Origin of the sequence: Microbacterium sp. ABRD28 (assembly GCF_003850245.1) — a bacterium.
Lineage (GTDB): Bacteria > Actinomycetota > Actinomycetes > Actinomycetales > Microbacteriaceae > Microbacterium.
In genome coordinates, this window is sequence record NZ_CP031015.1 from 2,003,368 (window position 1) to 2,022,481 (window position 19,114).

The 19,114-nt window shown below is 69.3% G+C and carries 18 protein-coding genes; all 18 read left to right on the plus strand.

All coding sequences use genetic code 11. The features are described 5' to 3' along the window. The first annotated feature begins 4 nt into the window (after positions 1-4). The 18 genes from aroC (at position 5) to gmk (ending at position 19,073) form a co-directional block, all read left to right on the plus strand. Positions 5-1,237, plus strand: coding sequence for a chorismate synthase (aroC, locus tag DT073_RS09690; RefSeq protein ID WP_124293201.1), 1,233 nt, complete (start codon positions 5-7; stop codon positions 1,235-1,237). Beyond that, positions 1,221-1,745, plus strand: a complete 525-nt coding sequence (locus DT073_RS09695) for a shikimate kinase (RefSeq protein WP_124293202.1) — start codon at positions 1,221-1,223, stop codon at positions 1,743-1,745. Before aroC ends, DT073_RS09695 begins: the two co-directional genes overlap by 17 nt. Continuing rightward, entirely contained in the window at positions 1,742-2,818 is a 1,077-nt protein-coding gene (aroB, locus tag DT073_RS09700; protein WP_124293203.1) for a 3-dehydroquinate synthase, read from the plus strand. The genes DT073_RS09695 and aroB overlap by 4 nt, the downstream gene beginning before the upstream one ends. Beyond that, positions 2,815-3,360 (plus strand): GNAT family N-acetyltransferase, encoded by a 546-nt coding sequence (locus tag DT073_RS09705; protein ID WP_124293204.1) that lies wholly within the window; start codon positions 2,815-2,817, stop codon positions 3,358-3,360. Before aroB ends, DT073_RS09705 begins: the two co-directional genes overlap by 4 nt. Then, a complete protein-coding gene (aroQ, locus tag DT073_RS09710) occupies positions 3,357-3,815 on the plus strand; it encodes a type II 3-dehydroquinate dehydratase (protein ID WP_124293205.1) in 459 nt (152 codons plus the stop codon). Before DT073_RS09705 ends, aroQ begins: the two co-directional genes overlap by 4 nt. 92 nt (positions 3,816-3,907) lie before the next feature. Further along, on the plus strand, positions 3,908-4,468 hold the full coding sequence (gene efp, locus DT073_RS09715) for an elongation factor P (protein WP_124293206.1): 561 nt from the start codon (positions 3,908-3,910) through the stop codon (positions 4,466-4,468). A gap of 16 nt (positions 4,469-4,484) precedes the next feature. Then, positions 4,485-4,895 (plus strand): transcription antitermination factor NusB, encoded by a 411-nt coding sequence (gene nusB / locus DT073_RS09720; protein ID WP_124293207.1) that lies wholly within the window; start codon positions 4,485-4,487, stop codon positions 4,893-4,895. A 22-nt stretch (positions 4,896-4,917) separates the two neighbouring features. Next, the gene (guaD, locus tag DT073_RS09725) at positions 4,918-6,327 is read left to right on the plus strand and encodes a guanine deaminase (RefSeq protein ID WP_205782923.1); all 1,410 of its coding nucleotides are present in this window, start codon (positions 4,918-4,920) and stop codon (positions 6,325-6,327) included. 98 nt (positions 6,328-6,425) lie between these two features. Then, positions 6,426-7,997 (plus strand): Rieske 2Fe-2S domain-containing protein, encoded by a 1,572-nt coding sequence (locus tag DT073_RS09730; protein ID WP_124293209.1) that lies wholly within the window; start codon positions 6,426-6,428, stop codon positions 7,995-7,997. A 320-nt stretch (positions 7,998-8,317) separates the two neighbouring features. Next, positions 8,318-9,262, plus strand: a complete 945-nt coding sequence (locus tag DT073_RS09735) for a DUF559 domain-containing protein (RefSeq protein WP_124293210.1) — start codon at positions 8,318-8,320, stop codon at positions 9,260-9,262. A 251-nt stretch (positions 9,263-9,513) separates the two neighbouring features. Beyond that, complete coding sequence (gene pyrR / locus DT073_RS09740; protein ID WP_124293211.1) at positions 9,514-10,053, plus strand: bifunctional pyr operon transcriptional regulator/uracil phosphoribosyltransferase PyrR; 540 nt, start codon at positions 9,514-9,516, stop codon at positions 10,051-10,053. Continuing rightward, entirely contained in the window at positions 10,050-11,015 is a 966-nt protein-coding gene (locus DT073_RS09745; protein ID WP_124293212.1) for an aspartate carbamoyltransferase catalytic subunit, read from the plus strand. Before pyrR ends, DT073_RS09745 begins: the two co-directional genes overlap by 4 nt. After that, positions 11,012-12,343 carry a dihydroorotase gene (locus DT073_RS09750; protein ID WP_124293213.1) on the plus strand — a complete coding sequence of 444 codons (1,332 nt, stop codon included), beginning with the start codon at positions 11,012-11,014 and terminating at the stop codon, positions 12,341-12,343. Before DT073_RS09745 ends, DT073_RS09750 begins: the two co-directional genes overlap by 4 nt. Further along, positions 12,340-12,843, plus strand: coding sequence for a PH-like domain-containing protein (locus DT073_RS09755; protein ID WP_124293214.1), 504 nt, complete (start codon positions 12,340-12,342; stop codon positions 12,841-12,843). The genes DT073_RS09750 and DT073_RS09755 overlap by 4 nt, the downstream gene beginning before the upstream one ends. Then, positions 12,840-14,036 (plus strand): glutamine-hydrolyzing carbamoyl-phosphate synthase small subunit, encoded by a 1,197-nt coding sequence (carA, locus tag DT073_RS09760; RefSeq protein WP_124293215.1) that lies wholly within the window; start codon positions 12,840-12,842, stop codon positions 14,034-14,036. Before DT073_RS09755 ends, carA begins: the two co-directional genes overlap by 4 nt. Then, entirely contained in the window at positions 14,036-17,323 is a 3,288-nt protein-coding gene (carB, locus tag DT073_RS09765) for a carbamoyl-phosphate synthase large subunit (RefSeq protein ID WP_124293216.1), read from the plus strand. Before carA ends, carB begins: the two co-directional genes overlap by 1 nt. Beyond that, entirely contained in the window at positions 17,320-18,177 is an 858-nt protein-coding gene (gene pyrF, locus DT073_RS09770) for an orotidine-5'-phosphate decarboxylase (RefSeq protein WP_124293217.1), read from the plus strand. Before carB ends, pyrF begins: the two co-directional genes overlap by 4 nt. Then, the gene (gene gmk, locus DT073_RS09775; protein ID WP_124293218.1) at positions 18,174-19,073 is read left to right on the plus strand and encodes a guanylate kinase; all 900 of its coding nucleotides are present in this window, start codon (positions 18,174-18,176) and stop codon (positions 19,071-19,073) included. Before pyrF ends, gmk begins: the two co-directional genes overlap by 4 nt. Positions 19,074-19,114: the final 41 nt, after the last annotated feature.

Genomic DNA, 19,114 nt, shown 5'->3' on the forward strand with positions numbered 1-19,114 from the left:
ACCCATGCTTCGCGTGCTCACCGCCGGGGAATCCCACGGCCCCGAACTCGTCGCCATCATGGAGGGTCTTCCCGCCGGCGTCCCGGTCTCCCGCTCCGCCATCCAGGCCGACCTCGCCCGTCGGCGCCTCGGGTACGGGCGCGGTTCGCGGATGAAGTTCGAAGCCGACGCGCTCGAGATCTCCGCCGGAGTCCGTCACGGCTACAGCCTGGGCAGCCCCATCGCGCTGCGCATCGGCAACACCGAGTGGCCGAAGTGGACCGAGGTCATGAGCCCCGAGCCGGTGGAACTCACCGAGATGTCGCGCGGCCGCGGCGCCGCCCTCACCCGTCCGCGACCGGGTCACGCCGACCTCGTCGGTATGCAGAAGTACGGATTCGACGAGGCGCGTCCGATCCTCGAACGGGCCAGCGCCCGTGAGACCGCGGCGCGGGTGGCCCTGGGAGCCCTCGCTCGAGGGTTCCTCGCCGAGCTCGGCATCCAGCTCGTCAGCCACACGCTGTCGATCGGACCCGTGCGCACGCCCGACGACGCACCGCTGCCCACGCCCGAAGACCTCGAGATCCTCGACGCCGATCCGCTGCGGTGCTTCCACCCCGCAACGTCCGAGCGGATGGTCGCCGAGGTCGACGCCGCACGCAAAGACGGCGACACCCTCGGCGGCATCGTCGAAGTGCTCGCGTACGGACTGCCGCCGGGGCTCGGCTCGCACGTCCACTGGGACCGGCGCCTGGACGGCAAGCTCGCTCAAGCGCTGATGAGCATCCAGGCGATCAAGGGCGTCGAGGTCGGCGACGGCTTCGAGACCACCCGTCGCCGTGGATCCCACGCGCACGACGAACTCTTCGCCGGCGAGGCCGGGATCACCCGCAGCACCGACCGTGCGGGAGGCACCGAGGGGGGAATGTCCACCGGCACCGTTCTGCGCGTGCGGGCCGGAATGAAGCCCATCGCCACCGTGCCCCATGCTCTGCGCACGATCGACGTGGCCACGGGGGAGGCCGCCGCGGCGCACCATCAGCGCTCGGATGTCTGCGCGGTGCCGGCCGCCGGGGTCGTCGCCGAGGCCATGGTCGCGATCGTCCTCGCCGAGGTCGTGCTGGAGAAGTTCGGCGGCGACAGCGTCGCCGAGACGCTCCGCAATCTCGAGAGCTACGTCGCCGGCATCCCCGACACCCTCCGCACGGTCGGCGAGAGCGATCCGACGATCGCCGCCCACGATGACCTCGCCGTCTGAGGCGATCGTCCTCATCGGCCCGATGGGGGCGGGCAAGACGAGCCTGGGCAAGCGGGTCGCCCGTCGCCTCGGCGTGCCCTTCACCGACACCGACGCCGGGGTCGTCCGCGAGCACGGCCCCATCGAGCGCATCTTCGCCGACCACGGAGAGGCGGAGTTCCGCCGGCTCGAGCGTGAGACCGTCGCCCGCGCTCTGCGAACAGGCGGCGTCGTCTCGCTCGGCGGGGGAGCGGTGCTCGACCCCGACACCCAGCGCGATCTCGAGAGGCACCGGGTGGTTCTCCTGACCGTCGCGCCGCGCGTCGTCGCCCATCGCCTGCGAGACACCGCACGGCCGCTGCTGCAGGACGAAGACCCCATGACCCGGTGGAATGCGATCCTCGCCGAACGCCTGCCCCTGTACCGACGACTCGCGGACGCGACGTTCGACACCTCGACCGGCCCGCTGCAGAAGGTGGTCGACGCCATCGTCGCTTGGGCCGAGACCCCGCAGAAGGAGAGAGCATGACCGACGCCACGGTGATCACCGTCGCAGGTGCGGCACCCTACGACGTCACGGTCGGACGCGGGATCCTCCCGGGGCTGACCGACGCCCTCCCGGCCGACGCGCAGAAAGTGCTGATCGTGCATCCTCCGACCCTGTCTGCCCAGGCGGAGCAGCTGCGCGGGTCGATCGGAGGCGGACGGCAGGTGCTCCTGGCCGAGATCCCCGACGCCGAACAGGGCAAGCGCATTGAAGTCGCCGCCTTCTGCTGGCAGATCATGGGTCAGGCCGACTTCACCCGCACCGACGCGGTCATCGGATTCGGTGGAGGAGCCGTGACCGATCTGGCCGGTTTCGTCGCCGCGACGTGGCTCCGCGGCGTGCCGATCGTGCAGGTGCCGACCACGGTTCTCGGCATGGTCGACGCCGCTGTCGGCGGCAAGACCGGGGTGAACACCGCGGAGGGCAAGAATCTCGTCGGCGCGTTCTGGCCGCCGCGCGCGGTGCTGTGCGACCTCGACCTGCTCGCCACTCTCCCGCGCAACGAGGCCGTCGCGGGTTTCGCGGAGGTCGTCAAGGCCGGGTTCATCTGGTACCCCGAGATCCTCGACCTCGTCGAGGCGGACCCCGAGGGGGTGGTCGATCCGACGACATCCGGATTCCGACGCTCGATCGAACTGGCCATCGAGATGAAGGCGCGGGTCGTGGGGGAGGATCTCCGCGAGGCGGGCCTGCGAGAAGTCCTCAACTACGGGCACACCCTCGGTCATGCGATCGAGCACGCCGAACGCTATCGCTGGCGTCACGGCGCGGCGATCTCGGTGGGCATGGTGTTCGCCGCGGAGCTGTCGCGCCTGGCAGGGCGCCTGTCGGATGACGCGGCGCAGCGTCACCGCGACATCCTCGGTGTACTGGGCCTTCCCGTCACCTACCGCGCGGGCGCCTGGCAGCAGCTGCTGGCGACGATGCAGCGCGACAAGAAGAGCCGCGGGGGGATGCTCCGCTTCATCGTCCTGGATGACATCGCCCGTCCCACGGTGCTGCAGGCTCCGGACGAGTCGCTCCTCTTCGCTGCGTATCAGGAGGTCGCGGGGTGAGGTCACCGGCGGAGGTGCGTCGGGTCCGTCTGCACGAGTGGGCAGAGATCCGCGACCTCCGCATGGCCGCCGTCAGCGATCCCGATGCGTCGCTGGCCTTCCTCACCACCGTCGAGCAGGAGCGGGAGCGTGACGATGCCGCGTGGCGCGATCGCGCCGCCGGCGCAGCCCTCGGTGACGACGCGGCTCAGTTCGTCGCCGTCGACGGTGGCTCCTGGGTCGGATCGGTCACTGTGCTGCTGCGCGAAGCGGGTGACCGCGATCACCTCGGACGCGGCGTCGAAGCGCCACGGGCCGATGTCGTCGGGGTCTTCATCGCCCCGGCGGCGCGCGGTGCGGGCCTTCTGGAACGACTGATCGAGGCCGCCGCCGTGTGGGCCGCCGAGCACGGCGCAGATGCCCTCACCCTCGACGTGCATCGCGACAATGCGCGCGCCCGAGCGGCCTACCGGCGGATCGGCTTCGTCCCGACGGGTGTCGAATTCACGAGCGTCATCGGGCCCGAGATCGAGATGCGCAAATCACTGGGGAGAACGACATGACCACGAGTCGACGCATCCTGCTGGTGAATGGACCGAACCTCAACCTTCTCGGTTTCCGGGAGCCCGCGGTGTACGGCACGCAGACCCTCGCCGACGTCGAAGACCTCGTCGTGCGGACGGCGGCGGAGCGGGGATTCGAGGTGCGGGCCGTCCAGAGCAACCACGAGGGTGTGCTCATCGACGCGATCCACGCGGCGCGAGAGGACTGCGCCGGCATCGTCATCAATCCCGGGGGGCTCACCCACACTTCTGTCGTGCTGCGCGATGCCCTCTCGGGCGTCGCGCTGCCGGTCGCCGAGATCCACATCTCCGACATCCGCACCCGCGAGCCGTTCCGCCACCATTCCTATGTCGCCGACGTCGCATCCGTCCACATCATGGGGGAGGGGATCGAGGGCTACCGCACCGCGACGCGCCTGCTGATCGACCTCCTCACCGGTCAGGCCGAGGGCTGAGGGCCGATCGTCACGTAGAATCGGTGGTCGGCCGCTCGGCCGCAACGCCTCCGGGGCACATCGCCCGCACTTCGAAGGATCCGATCAGCGCAATGGCATCGACCGCAGACATCAAGAACGGCGTCGTCCTCAACATCGACGGACAGCTCTGGAGCGTTGTGGAGTTCCAGCACGTCAAGCCCGGAAAGGGCGGAGCGTTCGTCCGCACCAAGCTCAAGAACGTCGTCACCGGGAAGGTCGTCGATCGCACCTACAACGCCGGCGCCAAGGTCGAGATCGAGAACGTCGACCGCCGTGACTTCACGTACCTGTACAACGACGGCGACAGCTTCGTCTTCATGGACATGAGCGACTACGACCAGGTCAACGTCCCGGCCGCCACCGTCGGCGACGCGAAGAACTTCCTGCTCGAGAACCAGCAGGTCACGATCGCGCTGAACAACGGCAACCCGCTTTACATCGATCTGCCGGCATCCGTCGTCTTGGAGATCACCTACACCGAGCCGGGGCTGCAGGGCGACCGCTCGTCGGCCGGCACCAAGTCCGCTACGGTCGAGACCGGCTACGAGATCCAGGTTCCGCTGTTCCTGGAGACCGGAACCAAGGTGAAGGTCGACACGCGCACCGGTGACTACCTCGGTCGTGTGAACTGAGCGAGGACGCCGCCCGATGAGTGCCCGCACGAAAGCACGCAAGCGCGCGCTCGACATCCTCTTCCAGGCTGACGTCCGCGGCGAAGACCTCGGAGTGATTCTGGCCGTCGAGGCCAAACGCGCCGCCAGTGAGCCCGCGCGTGAGGCATCGTGGCTGTACGCCCGCGAGATCGTCGACGGCATCATCGATCAGCGCGACGACATCGACGAGCAGATCACGACTTTCGCCAAAGACTGGTCGCTCGCGCGCATGCCCGCCGTGGATCGGGCCCTGCTGCGCATCGGTGCCTGGGAGATCCTCTACAACGACGCCGTCCCCGCTGCGGTCGCCATCGACGAGGCTGTCGAGCTCGCCAAGGAGTTCTCCACCGATGATTCGGGAGCGTTCGTCCATGGGGTCCTCGGCCGTATCTCCCGCGCGTCCTGACCGACCGGGAATCGGTACCGGCGTGCGCGCGATCAGGGGAGCATTCCTCGACTTCGTCGACGATCCCTGGCGACATGTCGGCGATGAGCAGGCAGCGACGCGCTTCTTCGCCGACGGGCTGCTCGTCGTCGATGACCGCGGGATCATCGTCGACTTCGGCCCGCACGACGAGGTTTCGGCCCGTCACCCCTCGATGGACGTCGTCGAGATCTCCGATCGCCTCATCCTTCCGGGCTTCATCGACGGGCATATCCACATTCCGCAGACCCGGATTCTGGGTTCCTACGGCGAGCAGCTTCTGCCCTGGCTGGAGAAGTGGGTGTTCCCGGAGGAGCGCCGGTATTTCGATCGGGAGTATGCAGAAGAAGGCGTGCGCCGATTCTTCGACACCCTCCTCGCCTCCGGCACCACGACCTGTCAGGCCTTCACCACGGCGCAGCCCGTCACCGCGGAGGTCGTCTTCGAAGAGGCCGCTCGCCGGAACATGCGCATCATCACCGGCATCACCGCCATCGATGTGAATGCCCCCGAGTGGTTCACCACCACCGCCGACGAGTTCTACGCCGCGGCGACGGAGCTGATCGACAGGCACCACGGCGTCGGTCGGAGCTCGTACGCCGTCACGCCGCGGTTCGCCTATGGCGCCTCGAAGGATCTGCTCGCCGCGTGCGGGCGGTTGAAGGCGGAGAACCCCGACGTGTGGGTGCACACGCACATCTCTGAGAACCCCTCCGAGATCCGAGGGGTCCTCCAGCTGCACGATGACTGCACGGACTACCTCGAGGTGTACGAGAAGTACGGGCTGGTGGGCCCCAAGTTCACCGGAGGACACGGTGTCTGGCTCACCGACGGCGAATTCCGCCGTCTGTCCGCGGCCGGGGCCGCCGTCACCTTCTGTCCGTGCTCCAACCTCTACCTCGGCAGCGGCCTGTTCCGCCTGGGACGGGCGACCGACCCCGAACATCGCGTCCTGCTGACCTTCGGCAGTGATGTGGGTGGCGGAAACCGTTTCAGCATGCTGAACGTCCTCGAGGAGGCGTACAAGGTCGGGATGCTCAACAACACCCAGCTCGACGGCAGCATCGACCCCTCGCGTCAGGATGCGGCCGAAGCCGAACGCAACAGACTCTCTCCGTACCGTGCGTTCTACTCCGTGACCCTGGGTGGCGCGGAGGCGCTGCGGCTCGACGACAAGGTGGGCAACTTCGACATCGGCAAAGAGGCCGACTTCGTCGTCCTCGACGGGAGGGGCGGCCCGCCGGCCGTTCGCTGGCGAACCGGCCTCAGCGTCGGCGATGCCGCGCCGACCACCCTCGAGCACGCCGCCGACCTTCTCTTCGCGATCATGATGGTGGGTGACGACCGGGCCGTCGCCGAAACCTGGGTGATGGGCGAACGCGCGTACTCCCGGGACGCCGGCGACGTTGCCTGACCTGAGCAGGCGCCGCGCCGCCGCGCCGCGGTCACCCGCGCTCGGCGGATGCGGAGGCGGCCCGCGTAGAATCGCTCCGGTTCGAACGGAGGAGATGCATGCGGATCACAGGCCTCGGGCACGCCGGAATGTTCATCGAGACGCGCGGTGGCAGCATCCTCTGCGACCCCGTCATGGGACCGACCTTCTTCGGTTCCTGGTTCCCCTTCCCCGACAACAGGGGCCTGGACTGGGACCGCTTCGGCAAGGCCGACTTCCTCTACATCTCCCACCGGCACCGCGACCACTTCGACCCGGCGCTGCTCGAGCGCTACGTACCGAAGGACATCCGCGTCCTGCTGCCGGAGTACCCCACCGATGACCTCGAGCAGGACCTCCGGCGCCTCGGTTACGACAACATCGTCTTCACCCAGGCCGGCGTGCCGCTGGAATTCGGGCCGCTGAAGCTCATGGTCACCCCGCTGCGCGCACCGAGCGACGGCCCCATCGGAGATTCGTCCCTGTCCGTGGACGACGGCACCGCCAGCATCCTGAATCAGAACGATTCCCATCCGCTCGACCTGGAGAAGCTGTTGGCGTTCTCCAAGCCCGAGGCCTACTTCACCCAGGTCTCCGGTGCGATCTGGTGGCCGATGGTCTACGACCTCCCGCAGGATGCCAAGCAGAATTTCGCCCGGCTGAAGCGCGACGCCCAGAACAAGCGCGCGATGTACTACATCGAAAAGGTCGACGCTGAGCACGTGTTCCCCATGGCGGGTCCGCCGATGTTCCTGCGCGAAGCACTGTTCAAGTACAACGGCCAGGGTCTGGACGGCGACGCGATCTTCACCGATCAGCGGGAGTTCCTCCGGCACATGGCCGAGGTGCGCCCCGACCAGAAGGGCTACGAGTTCGTGCCCGGGACGGTCGTGGAGATGAACGACGGTGCGTTGACGGTCACCCAGACGCTCTACTCCGAGGCCGAGATCGATCGCATCTTCGACGACAAGTGGGCCTACCTCGCCGAGCAGCGCGACGCGCGGCAGGACGAGATCGCCGCGGAGGAGGCGACCCGCGCGCCCGTGCTCGCGCCGGACGAGATGCTCGCCGCCATCAAGGAGTGGTGGGAGCCGCTCCTGCGCCGCGCGCGCACGATCCGCAACGGCGTGGGCGGAAACGTACGCTTCCGCATCGGTGACCTCGACATGGTCGTCGACTTCCCGCGCGCGAAGGTGCGGGCGTACGACGGCGAGGAGTGCATCTACTGGTACACCATCCCTGCCGATCTCGTGTCGACCAACATCCGCGACCACGAGATCGACTGGTCGAACTCGATCTTCCTGTCGATGCAGTTCGAGGTCGGTCGCTCGGGCAAGTTCAACGAATTCCTCACGACGTTCTTGAAGTGCCTGTCACGGGATCGAATCGAGTACGTGGAGAACTGGTACGCCGAGCAGTCGGATGTCTCCGAAGACATCCGCCTGGCCGACTGGGTCGTGCAGCGGAGGTGCCCGCACCTGCGCGCCGATCTGTCGAAGACGGGCAAGGTCGAGGACGGTGTGCTCACCTGCAGTCTTCACGACTGGAAGTGGGACCTCACATCGGGCAAGTGCCTGACCTCCCAGGGCCATCCGATCCGCGCCAGCCAAGCGGACGAGTCCGCTGACCGCGCCGAGGCACCCGCGGCCTGACCCCGCGCGCGGCGGCCCCGCCGCCGTCGGCTCGGCGCCCTACGCCCGCGCGCCGGCACCGTTCACCATCCGTTCGTTCGTCGAAGATGTACGCCGCAGAGGCGAAAACGTGTACATCTGCGACGAATGAACCGCTCGGGGAGCACGGCCTGGCCACCGCTCCGTGGTGCGTCGCTCCCGCCGCTCCCGCCGCCCCTGCCGCGCCGTTCATCCGTCGAAGATGTACGACCCGAAGGGGCTTTTCCGGTCACTTTCGACGGATGAACCGGGGTTGTGGACAACGGGCGAGGTACGGATGGCGCGCCGGGCACCCTGGTCGGATGGATGCAGGTGCGCAGCGAGGGGTCTTCACCGTGGCCGACGCGCGGCGGCGGGGGAAGTCGCGCCGGTGGGTGGACCGAGCAGAGCTCGGAAGGCCGTTCCACGGAGTCCGGGCCGAACCCCGTGCGCACGATGACGCGGCGCATCCGTTCGCGCGCCAGCGCGCCGCGATCGTCGAGGCAGCGTTGCAGTTCAGTGTCCGATTGAACGACGGCGGCTGCTTCAGCCACACCACAGCGGCTCTTCTCTGGGATTTGCCCCTGCCGCATCTGACGGACCCGCGTGTTCACGTCAGCACGCCCGGGCGTGCGCCACGGGCTGCCGGCACGATCGGGCACCAGGTTCGCCCCGACCTCGTCACGGTCGTGCGTCATCCGCGTTTCGGGGTGCCCGTCTCCGATCCGGCGACCACCTGGGCGATGCTCGCGCCGATGATCGACGCATACGGCCTGGTCGCCGTCGGGGATGCGATCGTGCGATCCCCGCGGGTGGCCGGGCCTTTCGGATACGTCATCCGTCCTGCCTTAGCCGACATGGCAGAACTCCGCCATGCCGCCACGATGGGCCGACGGCTCGGCGCGCAAGCCCTGCGCGCGGCGCTCGAGCGCATCCGTTCAGGAGTCGCGTCGCGCACCGAGACCTGGGCGCGGCTGCTGCTCGTCGACGCGGGACTTCCCGAGCCGGTAACCGATCACGACGTCTACGGCGCGGCGGGGGAGTTTCTCGGATGCGTCGACCTGGCGTACCCGGAGCTGCGGATCGCCATCGAGTACGAAGGCGACCAGCACCGGACCGACGCCGCGCAGTGGCAGCGTGACCTCGAGAAGCACGAACGGCTCACGGATGCGGGGTGGCGGGTCATCCGGGTCGCCCGCGATCAGCTCTTCCGATACCCGCTGCAGTACGTCGACCGCGTCCGCGTCGCGTTGAGCACGCGTCGCTGACGATCGGCGGGGCGCAGCACGTCGCATCCGCTCTTCATTCGTCGCAGATGTACGCCAGAAGTGCCCTGGCGTGTACATCTCCGACGGATGAACAGGCTTGGCCGGGGGAGCGGCGGTCGGAGGCGGGCGGGCGGCGGGAGTGGGGGAGCGGCGGTTGGGCGCGCTGGGGAACGGGGGCGGGTCCGGTAGGGTGAGGGATGGTAACCGGCAACCTTTAAATCCGTCCCGTGAGGCGGAGAAGGGAGCGGCGGATGACCGTGCGCACTGTTCTGCACGACGCCGACATCACTCGGGCGTTGACTCGGATCTCCCACGAGATCCTCGAGTCCAACAAGGGACCCGAGGGTCTGGTCATTCTCGGGATCCCCACGCGGGGCGTGCCCCTTGCAGAACGCATCGCCGCGTTCGTGACCGAGTTCGGAGGCGCTCGCGTTCCCGTCGGGGCGCTGGATGTCACGATGTACCGCGACGACCTCCACCGTCATCCGACGAGGGCGCCCCGCCCCACGCAGATTCCTGCGGGCGGCATCGACGGAGCGGTCGTCGTTCTGGTCGATGACGTGCTCTTCTCCGGCCGGAGCATCCGGGCGGCCCTCGACGCGCTCCAGGACATCGGTCGACCCGCCGCCGTGCGGTTGGCGACCCTCGTCGACCGCGGGCATCGCGAGTTGCCGATCCGCCCCGACTTCGTCGGCAAGAACCTTCCGAGCGCTCGTGAAGAGCGGGTGAACGTGCGTCTCCGCGAGATCGACGGCGAGGATTCGGTCTCGATCGAGGGGAGTGGAGCATGAGGCACCTGCTCGACACCAAGACCCTCGACCGGCAGACAGCGATCGGCATCCTCGACGTCGCCGAAGACATGGCCGACACCCAGCGCCGCGAGGTCAAGAAGCTCCCGACGCTGCGCGGCAAGACGGTGGTGAACCTCTTCTTCGAAGACTCCACCCGCACCCGCATCTCCTTCGAAGCGGCGGCCAAGCGCCTGTCGGCCGACGTCATCAACTTCTCGGCCAAGGGCTCGAGCGTGTCGAAGGGCGAGTCGCTCCAGGACACCGCGCAGACGCTGCAGGCGATGGGCGCCGACGCGGTCGTCATCCGCCACGGCGCCTCGGGCGCCCCGCGCACGCTTGCGACGAGCGGGTGGATCACCGCCGGAGTGGTCAACGCCGGTGACGGCACCCACGAACACCCCACTCAGGCCCTGCTCGACGCGTTCACGATCCGCAAGCGCCGCTTCGGCGACGGCAGTCGCGGCCGCGGCCTCGACGGCATCCGTGTGACGATCGTCGGCGACATCCTCCACTCTCGGGTCGCCCGCTCCAATGTCTGGCTGCTCACCGCGCTCGGTGCCGACATCACCCTCGTCGCCCCGCCGACGCTCATCCCCCAGGATGTCTCGGATTGGCCGGTCACGGTCCAGTACGACCTCGACCGGGCGATCGCCGACGGTCCGGACGCGGTGATGATGCTGCGGATCCAGCTCGAGCGGATGCGCGCGGCCTACTTCCCCACCGAGCGGGAGTATGCGCGGGTCTGGGGCCTGTCACGGCAACGGGTCGCGGCCCTTCCGCCCGATACGATGGTCTTGCACCCCGGTCCGATGAACAGAGGGCTGGAGATCGCCGCCGAAGCCGCGGATTCCGAGCGATCGACGGTGCTCGAGCAGGTGACCAACGGTGTGTCCGTGCGGATGGCCGTGCTGTACCTCCTGCTGGCCGGCGAGCGCGACGACGAGAGAGAGGACGGACGATGAGCGCCCCTCACCCCGTCACCCCGGCCCCCGTTCTGATCCGCGGCGCGGCGCCCCTCGCCGGAGCGCATGCGGACATCCTCATCGAGCACGGTGCGATCTCCGAGATCGGCTCGGGCCTCAGCCGCGCGGGTGCCACGGTGATCGACGCCGACGGGCTGATCGCCCTCCCGGGCCTGGTCGACCTCCACGCCCACCTGCGTGAGCCCGGGTTCGAGCACGCCGAGACGGTTCTGACCGGCTCGCGTGCGGCGGCTGCCGGCGGCTACACGACGGTCTTCGCGATGCCGAACACCTCGCCCGTGGCCGACACCGCGGGCGTCGTCGAGCAGGAGCTCGCGCTCGGTGAGGCCGCCGGCTACGTCACGGTGCAGCCGATCGGCGCCGTCACGGTTGGGCAGCGCGGCGAGAGCCTCGCCGAGCTGGGAGCGATGGCGCACTCCCGCGCGCGTGTCCGGGTGTTCAGCGACGACGGGTTCTGCGTCTGGGACCCCCTGATCATGCGCCGTGCGCTCGAATACGTGAAGGCGTTCGACGGCGTCATCGCCCAGCACGCGCAAGACCCGCGGCTCACCGAGGGCGCGCAGATGAACGAGGGCGCGGTCTCGGCGGAGCTCGGCCTCGCCGGCTGGCCCGCGGTCGCGGAGGAGTCGATCATCGCTCGCGACGTCCTCCTCGCCGAGCACGTCGGCTCTCGCCTGCACGTCTGCCACCTCTCCACCGCCGGATCGGTCGACATCATCCGGTGGGCCAAGCGCCGCGGAGTGGCGGTGACCGCCGAGGTCACCCCGCACCACCTGCTGCTCACCGACGAGCTCGTCCGCGGCTACGACGCCCGGTTCAAAGTCAACCCGCCGCTTCGCCGTGACGAAGACGTGCGCGCGGTGCGGGAGGGCCTCGCGGACGGCACGATCGACATCGTGGCCACCGATCACGCCCCGCATCCCGCCGAGGCGAAGGCGTGCGAGTGGCAGGCTGCGGCCAACGGAATGGTCGGACTCGAGAGCGCGCTGCGGGTCGTGCATGAGGCGATGGTCGACACCGGGATGCTGGGGTGGCCCGACGTCGCCCGTGTGATGTCCGAGGCGCCCGCCCGTATCGGCCGCCTCGCCGGCGCCGGCACGCCGCTCGCCGCCGGACAGCCGGCGTCGCTGACCCTGTACGACCCTGCCGCGTCGCGGCCGTTCACCACGGCCGACCTGCGCGGTCGGAGCGAGAACTCACCGTACCTCGGCCGTGCCCTTCCGGGGGAGGTCCGCTGGACCTTCCATCGCGGGGTGGTCACCGTCGCCGACGGCGACGTGCTCGACGCCCCGGGGGTGTACGCATGACCCGCGAGGGTGCACTCATCGTCACCCTCGCCGGGGTCGTCGTCGTTCTCCTCCTCCTCGTCTGGGCGTGGCGCCGACGATCTCGTCGCGACGCGGGCCTGACGGCGCCCGTGGGGATGCCCCCCGAGGGCGCCGCCGAGCTCGCCCGTTTCGGCGTGCTGTACGTCGCCACCACCCGCCACGACGAACCGCTGGAGCGTCTCGCGATCCGCCACCTGGGCTTCCGCGCCCGCGGCGAGGTCACCGTGACCGACGGCGGCGTCGCGGTCGATCTCGACGGCGCCCCCGGGCTCTTCCTCGCCGGCGCCCGCCTCGCCGCCGTCGACCAGGCGACCGTCGCCATCGATCGTGTCGTCGAGTCGGGCGGCCTCACCCGCCTCGTCTGGCGGCTCGACGACGGAACTCCCGTCGACTCCTACTTCCGGCCGCAGGAAGCCTCCGCACAGGCCCTTGCGACCGCCATCCGACCGCTCGTTCCCCCGACTGGAGACGACACATGACCCGGCTCCCCACCACAGGCCTGACCACCACCGACCCCGCCGTCCTCGTCCTCGAGGACGGCACCCGTCACACCGGGCGCGCCTACGGGGCGCGGGGCACGACCCTCGGCGAGGTCGTCTTCTCCACCGGCATGACCGGCTACCAGGAGACCCTGACCGACCCGTCGTACGCCGGCCAGATCGTGCTGCAGACCGCCCCGCATATCGGCAACACCGGCATGAACTCGGAGGACGTCGAGTCGCGCCGCATCTGGGTGGCCGGCTACATCGTCCGCGACCCCGCGCGTGTGGTGTCGAACTGGCGCTCCGAGCAGTCGCTCGACGACGCCCTGGCCGCTGACGGGATCGTCGGCATCAGCGGGATCGACACGCGCGCCGTCACTCGGCACATCCGCTCCGCCGGCAGCATGCGCGGGGGGATCTTCTCGGGCGAAGCCGCCGGCTGGGACGCCGACGAACAGCTCCGCGTGGTGAAGGAGGCTCCGGAGATGACGGGGCAGAACCTCTCATCGACGGTCTCGGTGACCGCCGCGGAGGTCACACCCGCGCGTGGCGAGCGCCTCGGCAACCTGGCGGTGCTCGACCTCGGCGTCAAGCAGGCCACGATCGAGAACCTCGCCGATCGGGGCTTCGACGTGCACGTCCTGCCGCAGGACGCCACGATCGCCGACATCCGCGCGATCGACCCCGTCGCGGTGTTCTACTCCAACGGACCCGGCGACCCGGCCGCGTCGGCCGCGCATGTCGAGCTGCTGCGCGCTGTGCTCGATGACCGCCTGCCCTTCTTCGGCATCTGCTTCGGAAATCAGCTGCTCGGCCGCGCCCTCGGTCTCGGCACCTACAAGCTGCCCTTCGGCCATCGCGGCATCAATCAGCCGGTGCTCGACAAGGTCACCGGGCGGGTCGAGATCACCGCCCACAACCACGGCTTCGCCGTCGACGCGCCGCTGGAGGGCTCTTTCGAGAGCCCGCAGGGGTACGGGCGGGTCGAGGTGAGCCACATCGGTTTGAACGACAACGTCGTCGAGGGGCTTCGAGCCCTCGACATCCCCGCCTTCTCGGTTCAGTACCACCCCGAGGCGGCGGCTGGTCCGCACGACGCCAACTATCTGTTCGACCGGTTCCGCGACATGGTGCGTGCGCATCGTGACGCCCGTTCCGGTGCCGGTGACACCCAGGAGAGCAACGACTGATGCCCAAGCGCGACGACATCCACAGCGTCCTCGTCATCGGGTCCGGCCCGATCGTCATCGGCCAGGCCGCCGAGTTCGACTACTCCGGAACCCAGGCGTGCCGGGTCCTGCGCGCCGAGGGGGTGCGGGTCATCCTCGTCAACCCCAATCCGGCGACGATCATGACCGACCCCGACTTCGCCGATGCGACCTACATCGAACCGATCACCGCAGACGTGCTCGAGACGATCATCGCCAAGGAGAAGCCCGACGCGATCCTGCCGACCCTCGGCGGCCAGACCGCGTTGAACGCCGCCATCTCGCTGCACGAGAAGGGCATCCTCGACAAGTACGGCGTCGAGCTGATCGGCGCCAAGGTCGATGCCATCCGCAAGGGCGAGGACCGTCAGGTCTTCAAGGAGCTCGTCATCGAAGCGGGCGCGGATGTCGCGGCCAGCCGCATCTGCCACACAATGGACGAGGTGCTCGCCGGGGCCGCCGAGCTCGGCTACCCCCTCGTCGTGCGTCCGTCGTTCACGATGGGCGGCCTCGGGTCCGGCTTCGCCTTCGACGAGGCCGACCTCCGCCGCATCGCGGGTGCGGGCCTCCACGACTCGCCCACCCACGAGGTGCTCCTCGAGGAGTCGATCCTCGGGTGGAAGGAGTATGAGCTCGAGCTCATGCGCGACACCGCCGACAACACCGTCGTGGTCTGCACCATCGAGAACGTCGACCCGGTCGGGGTGCACACGGGGGATTCGATCACCGTCGCGCCGTCGCTCACGCTCACCGACCGCGAGTACCAGAAGCTCCGCGACATCGGCATCGACATCATCCGCGCCGTGGGGGTGGACACCGGCGGCTGCAACATCCAGTTCGCCGTCAATCCCGACGACGGCAGGATCATCGTCATTGAGATGAACCCGCGGGTGTCGCGCTCCTCGGCGTTGGCCTCTAAGGCCACGGGGTTCCCGATCGCGAAGATCGCCGCCAAGCTCGCCATCGGCTACCGCCTGGACGAGATTCCCAACGACATCACCCGGGTGACGCCGGCGAGCTTCGAGCCGACGCTCGACTACGTCGTGGTGAAGGTCCCCCGCTTCAACTTCGAGAAGTTCCCCGCCGCCGACACCACGCTCACCACGACCATGAAGTCGGTGGGCGAGGCGATGGCCATCGGCCGCAACTTCACCACCGCCCTGCAGAAGGCGCTGCGGTCGCTGGAGAAGCGCGGGTCGAGCTTCCACTGGGGCGAGGAGTCCCGTTCGGTGGAGGAGCTGCTCGAGGTCGCGAAGACCCCGACCGACGGACGCATCGTGGTCCTCCAGCAGGCGCTGCGCCTGGGTGCCACCCCTGAGCAGGCCTTCGACGCCACGGCGATCGATCCGTGGTTCCTCGATCAGATCGTGCTCATCAACGAGGTGGCCGATGCCATTCGCGATGCCGAGCAGCTGGATGACGCGACCCTGCGTCTGGCGAAGGATCACGGCTTCAGCGACGTGCAGATCGCGCAGCTGCGCGGCATCTCCGAGGCCGAGGCGCGGGCGGTGCGCCACGGACTCGGGATCCGCCCGGTGTACAAGACCGTCGACACCTGCGCGGGGGAGTTCCCGGCGCTGACCCCGTACCACTACTCCAGCTACGACAGCGAGACCGAGATCGCCGCATCGGAGCGCACCAAGGTGGTCATCATCGGCTCGGGCCCCAACCGCATCGGCCAGGGTGTGGAGTTCGACTACTCGTGCGTCCACGCCTCGTTCGCCCTCGCCGACGCCGGCTTCGAGACCATCATGGTCAACTGCAACCCCGAGACCGTGTCGACCGACTACGACACCTCCGACCGGCTGTACTTCGAGCCGCTGACGCTGGAGGACGTGCTGGAGGTCCTGCACGCCGAGTCGCAGTCGGGTGAGATCCTCGGCGTCATCTGCCAACTGGGCGGCCAGACGCCGCTCGGTCTCGCGCAGGGGATCGAGGATGCCGGCTACCGGATCCTCGGCACGAGTCCCGCCGCGATCGAGCTCGCCGAGGAGCGGGAGCTGTTCTCGCGCCTCCTCGACGACGCCGATCTGATCGCGCCGCGCAACGGCACCGCGACCGACGTCAATCAGGCCGTGACGATCGCCGAGGAGATCGGGTACCCGGTGCTCGTCCGCCCGAGCTTCGTGCTCGGCGGCCGCGGCATGGAGATCGTGTACGACACCCCGAGCCTGCGCGACTACTTCGTGCGCATCGCCGATCAGGCGATCATCGGTCCGGGGATGCCGCTTCTGGTCGACCGGTTCCTCGACGACGCGATCGAGATCGACGTCGACGCCCTCTACGACGGCGATCGGCTCTATATCGGCGGAATCATGGAGCACCTCGAGGAGGCCGGCATCCATTCCGGCGACTCCAGCTGCGCCCTGCCGCCGATGTCGCTCGGTCGCAGCGACATCGACAGGGTGCGCGAGGCGACGCTCGCGATCGCACACCGCGTGGGGGTGCGGGGGCTCCTGAACGTGCAGTTCGCGATCAGCGCCGGTGTGCTCTACGTCATCGAGGCCAATCCCCGCGCGAGCCGCACGGTGCCGTTCGTCTCCAAGGCCCTCGGGATTCCGCTCGCCAAGGCCGCGAGCCGCATCATGGCGGGTTCGACGGTGGCCGAGCTCGTGACCGAGGGAATGCTCCCCGAGGCCGACGGCTCGCGCGTGCCGCTGGGAGCGCCCGTCGCCGTGAAGGAGGCGGTGCTGCCGTTCAAGCGGTTCCGCACCCGCGACGGTCAGATCGTCGACTCGGTGCTCGGGCCCGAGATGCGCTCCACCGGTGAGGTGATGGGCATCGATCGCGACTTCCCGACCGCGTTCGCCAAGAGCCAAGAGGCCGCATACGGCGGGATGCCGCTGACGGGCACCGTCTTCATCTCGGTCGCCGACGGCGACAAGCGTGCCGTGATCCTTCCCGCCCATCGTCTCCAGGAGCTCGGGTTCGACCTCGTGGCCACCGAGGGGACCGCGGAGATCCTCGGGCGCAACGGCATCCGGGTGCGCGTGGTGAACAAGTACTCCGCGACGCAGGCGACGGGAGAGACGAACATCGTCGACCTCATCAACGCCGGCGACATCGACATCGTCGTGAACACCCCGAGCGGCGGGCTTGCCCGTGCCGACGGATACGAGATCCGCGCGGCGGCGGTCGCGGCCGACAAAGCCCTGTTCACCACGATGGCCGTGCTCGGTGCCGCCGTGAGCGCCCTCCCGGTGCTGCGTGAGGGATTCGCGGTGCGGAGCCTGCAGGAGTACGCCGCCGATCGGGCGGAGGCCCGGTGACCGGTTTCGCCGAACGGCTGCGCGCAGCCCTCGACACCCACGGGCCCCTCTGCGTCGGGATCGACCCCCACGCGCACCTCCTCGCCGAGTGGGGCCTCGATGACACCGCCGCCGGGGTTCGGGACTTCGGGCTGCGGACAGTCGACGCGGCGGCTGGACGCGTCGGCGTGGTGAAGCCCCAAGTGGCCTTCTTCGAGAGGTTCGGGGCTGCCGGCTTCGCCGCGCTGGAGGAGACGCTCGCCGCCGCACGTGCGGCGGGGCTCATCGTCATCGCCGACGCCAAGCGGGGCGACATCGGCAGCACGATGGCCGCGTACGCGGCCGCGTGGCTGCACCCCGGCTCACCATTGGAAGCCGACGCGCTCACCGTCAGTCCCTACCTCGGACCCGATTCGCTCCGCGAGACCCTCACCGGCGCTGTCCGCGCGGGCAAGGGCGTTTTCGTCCTGGCGGGCACCAGCAACCCCGAAGCGACGTCGTTGCAGACCGCGCACCCCGTGGATGTGGCGACGGATGACGGCCAGACCGTCGCCGCCCGGGTCGCGCGCGACGTCACGTGGGTGAACGGCTCGGCCGCCTTCACCGGCGACCTCGGTCCGATCGGACTCGTCGTGGGCGCGACGGTGGACCGCTGGGAACTCGGGCTCACCGACGACCTGCTCCGCGGTGCGCCGATCCTCGCGCCCGGTTTCGGAGCCCAGGGCGCCGCGCCCGCCGACCTGCCGCGCCTGTTCGGGGCGCTCTCGCACAACGTGATCGCCAGCGAGAGCCGCAGCATCCTCTCCGCTGGACCGACGGATCTCGCCGCCCGGATCGACGATCGGCAGGCTCTGTACCGGGAGGAACAGTCGTGACATCGTCCCGTCGCCCGCCCGAGGTCGATCGCCGCGCCGCGTCTGAGCGGGCCGTCGCTGCGCGACGCGCCCGCGCCGCTCTCAAGCGCGACCTGGCCACCCGCGTCATCTCACCCCAGGAGCTCACGCGTCGTGCCTTCGCCGCGCCGGACTCGCCTGCCGGAACGTTGCGCGTCACCGAGTTCCTCACCGCACTGCCGGCGATCGGGGAAGGCAAGCGCGACCGGATCCTCGAGTCCCTCGCCATCTCGCCGGTCAAGCGGCTCGGCGGGCTCGGCGCGCGCCAGCGCCGCGATCTGACGGCCTTCCTCGACGAGCGGTGGCCCGAGCCCGAGCCGCGGACGGGACGGAGTCGTCTGATCGTGCTGGCCGGACCGACGGCGGTGGGGAAGGGGACGGTCGCGACGCACATCAAGACACATCACCCCGAGATCCTGCTCTCCGTCTCCGCGACGACGCGTGCACCGCGACCGGGGGAGCGGGACGGCGAGCACTACTACTTCGTCGACGACGTCGAGTTCGACAGACTCATCGCCGAAGGCCAGCTCCTCGAGTGGGCGACGGTGCACAACTCCCACCGGTACGGCACCCCCCGCCGGCCGATCGAGGAGGCGCTTGCGACGGGGCGCACGGTGCTGCTCGAGATCGATCTGCAGGGCGCCCGGCAGGTGAGGGCGGCCGAGCCGTCGGCGACGCTGGTCTTCCTCCTCCCGCCCAGCTGGGACGAGCTGGTGAACCGGCTGGTGGGGCGCGGCACCGAGGGTGCGGAGGAGCGGGCGCGCCGGCTGCGGACGGCGCGGGTGGAGCTGGCGGCGCAGTCGGAGTTCGATTACCACGTGGTCAACGACGACGTCGCACGGGCGGCGGCGGAGGTCGTCTCGCTCGCCGCGCGCTGACCTCGCGGACGCGGACGTTTCAGAACGTTACGCCCGATGTG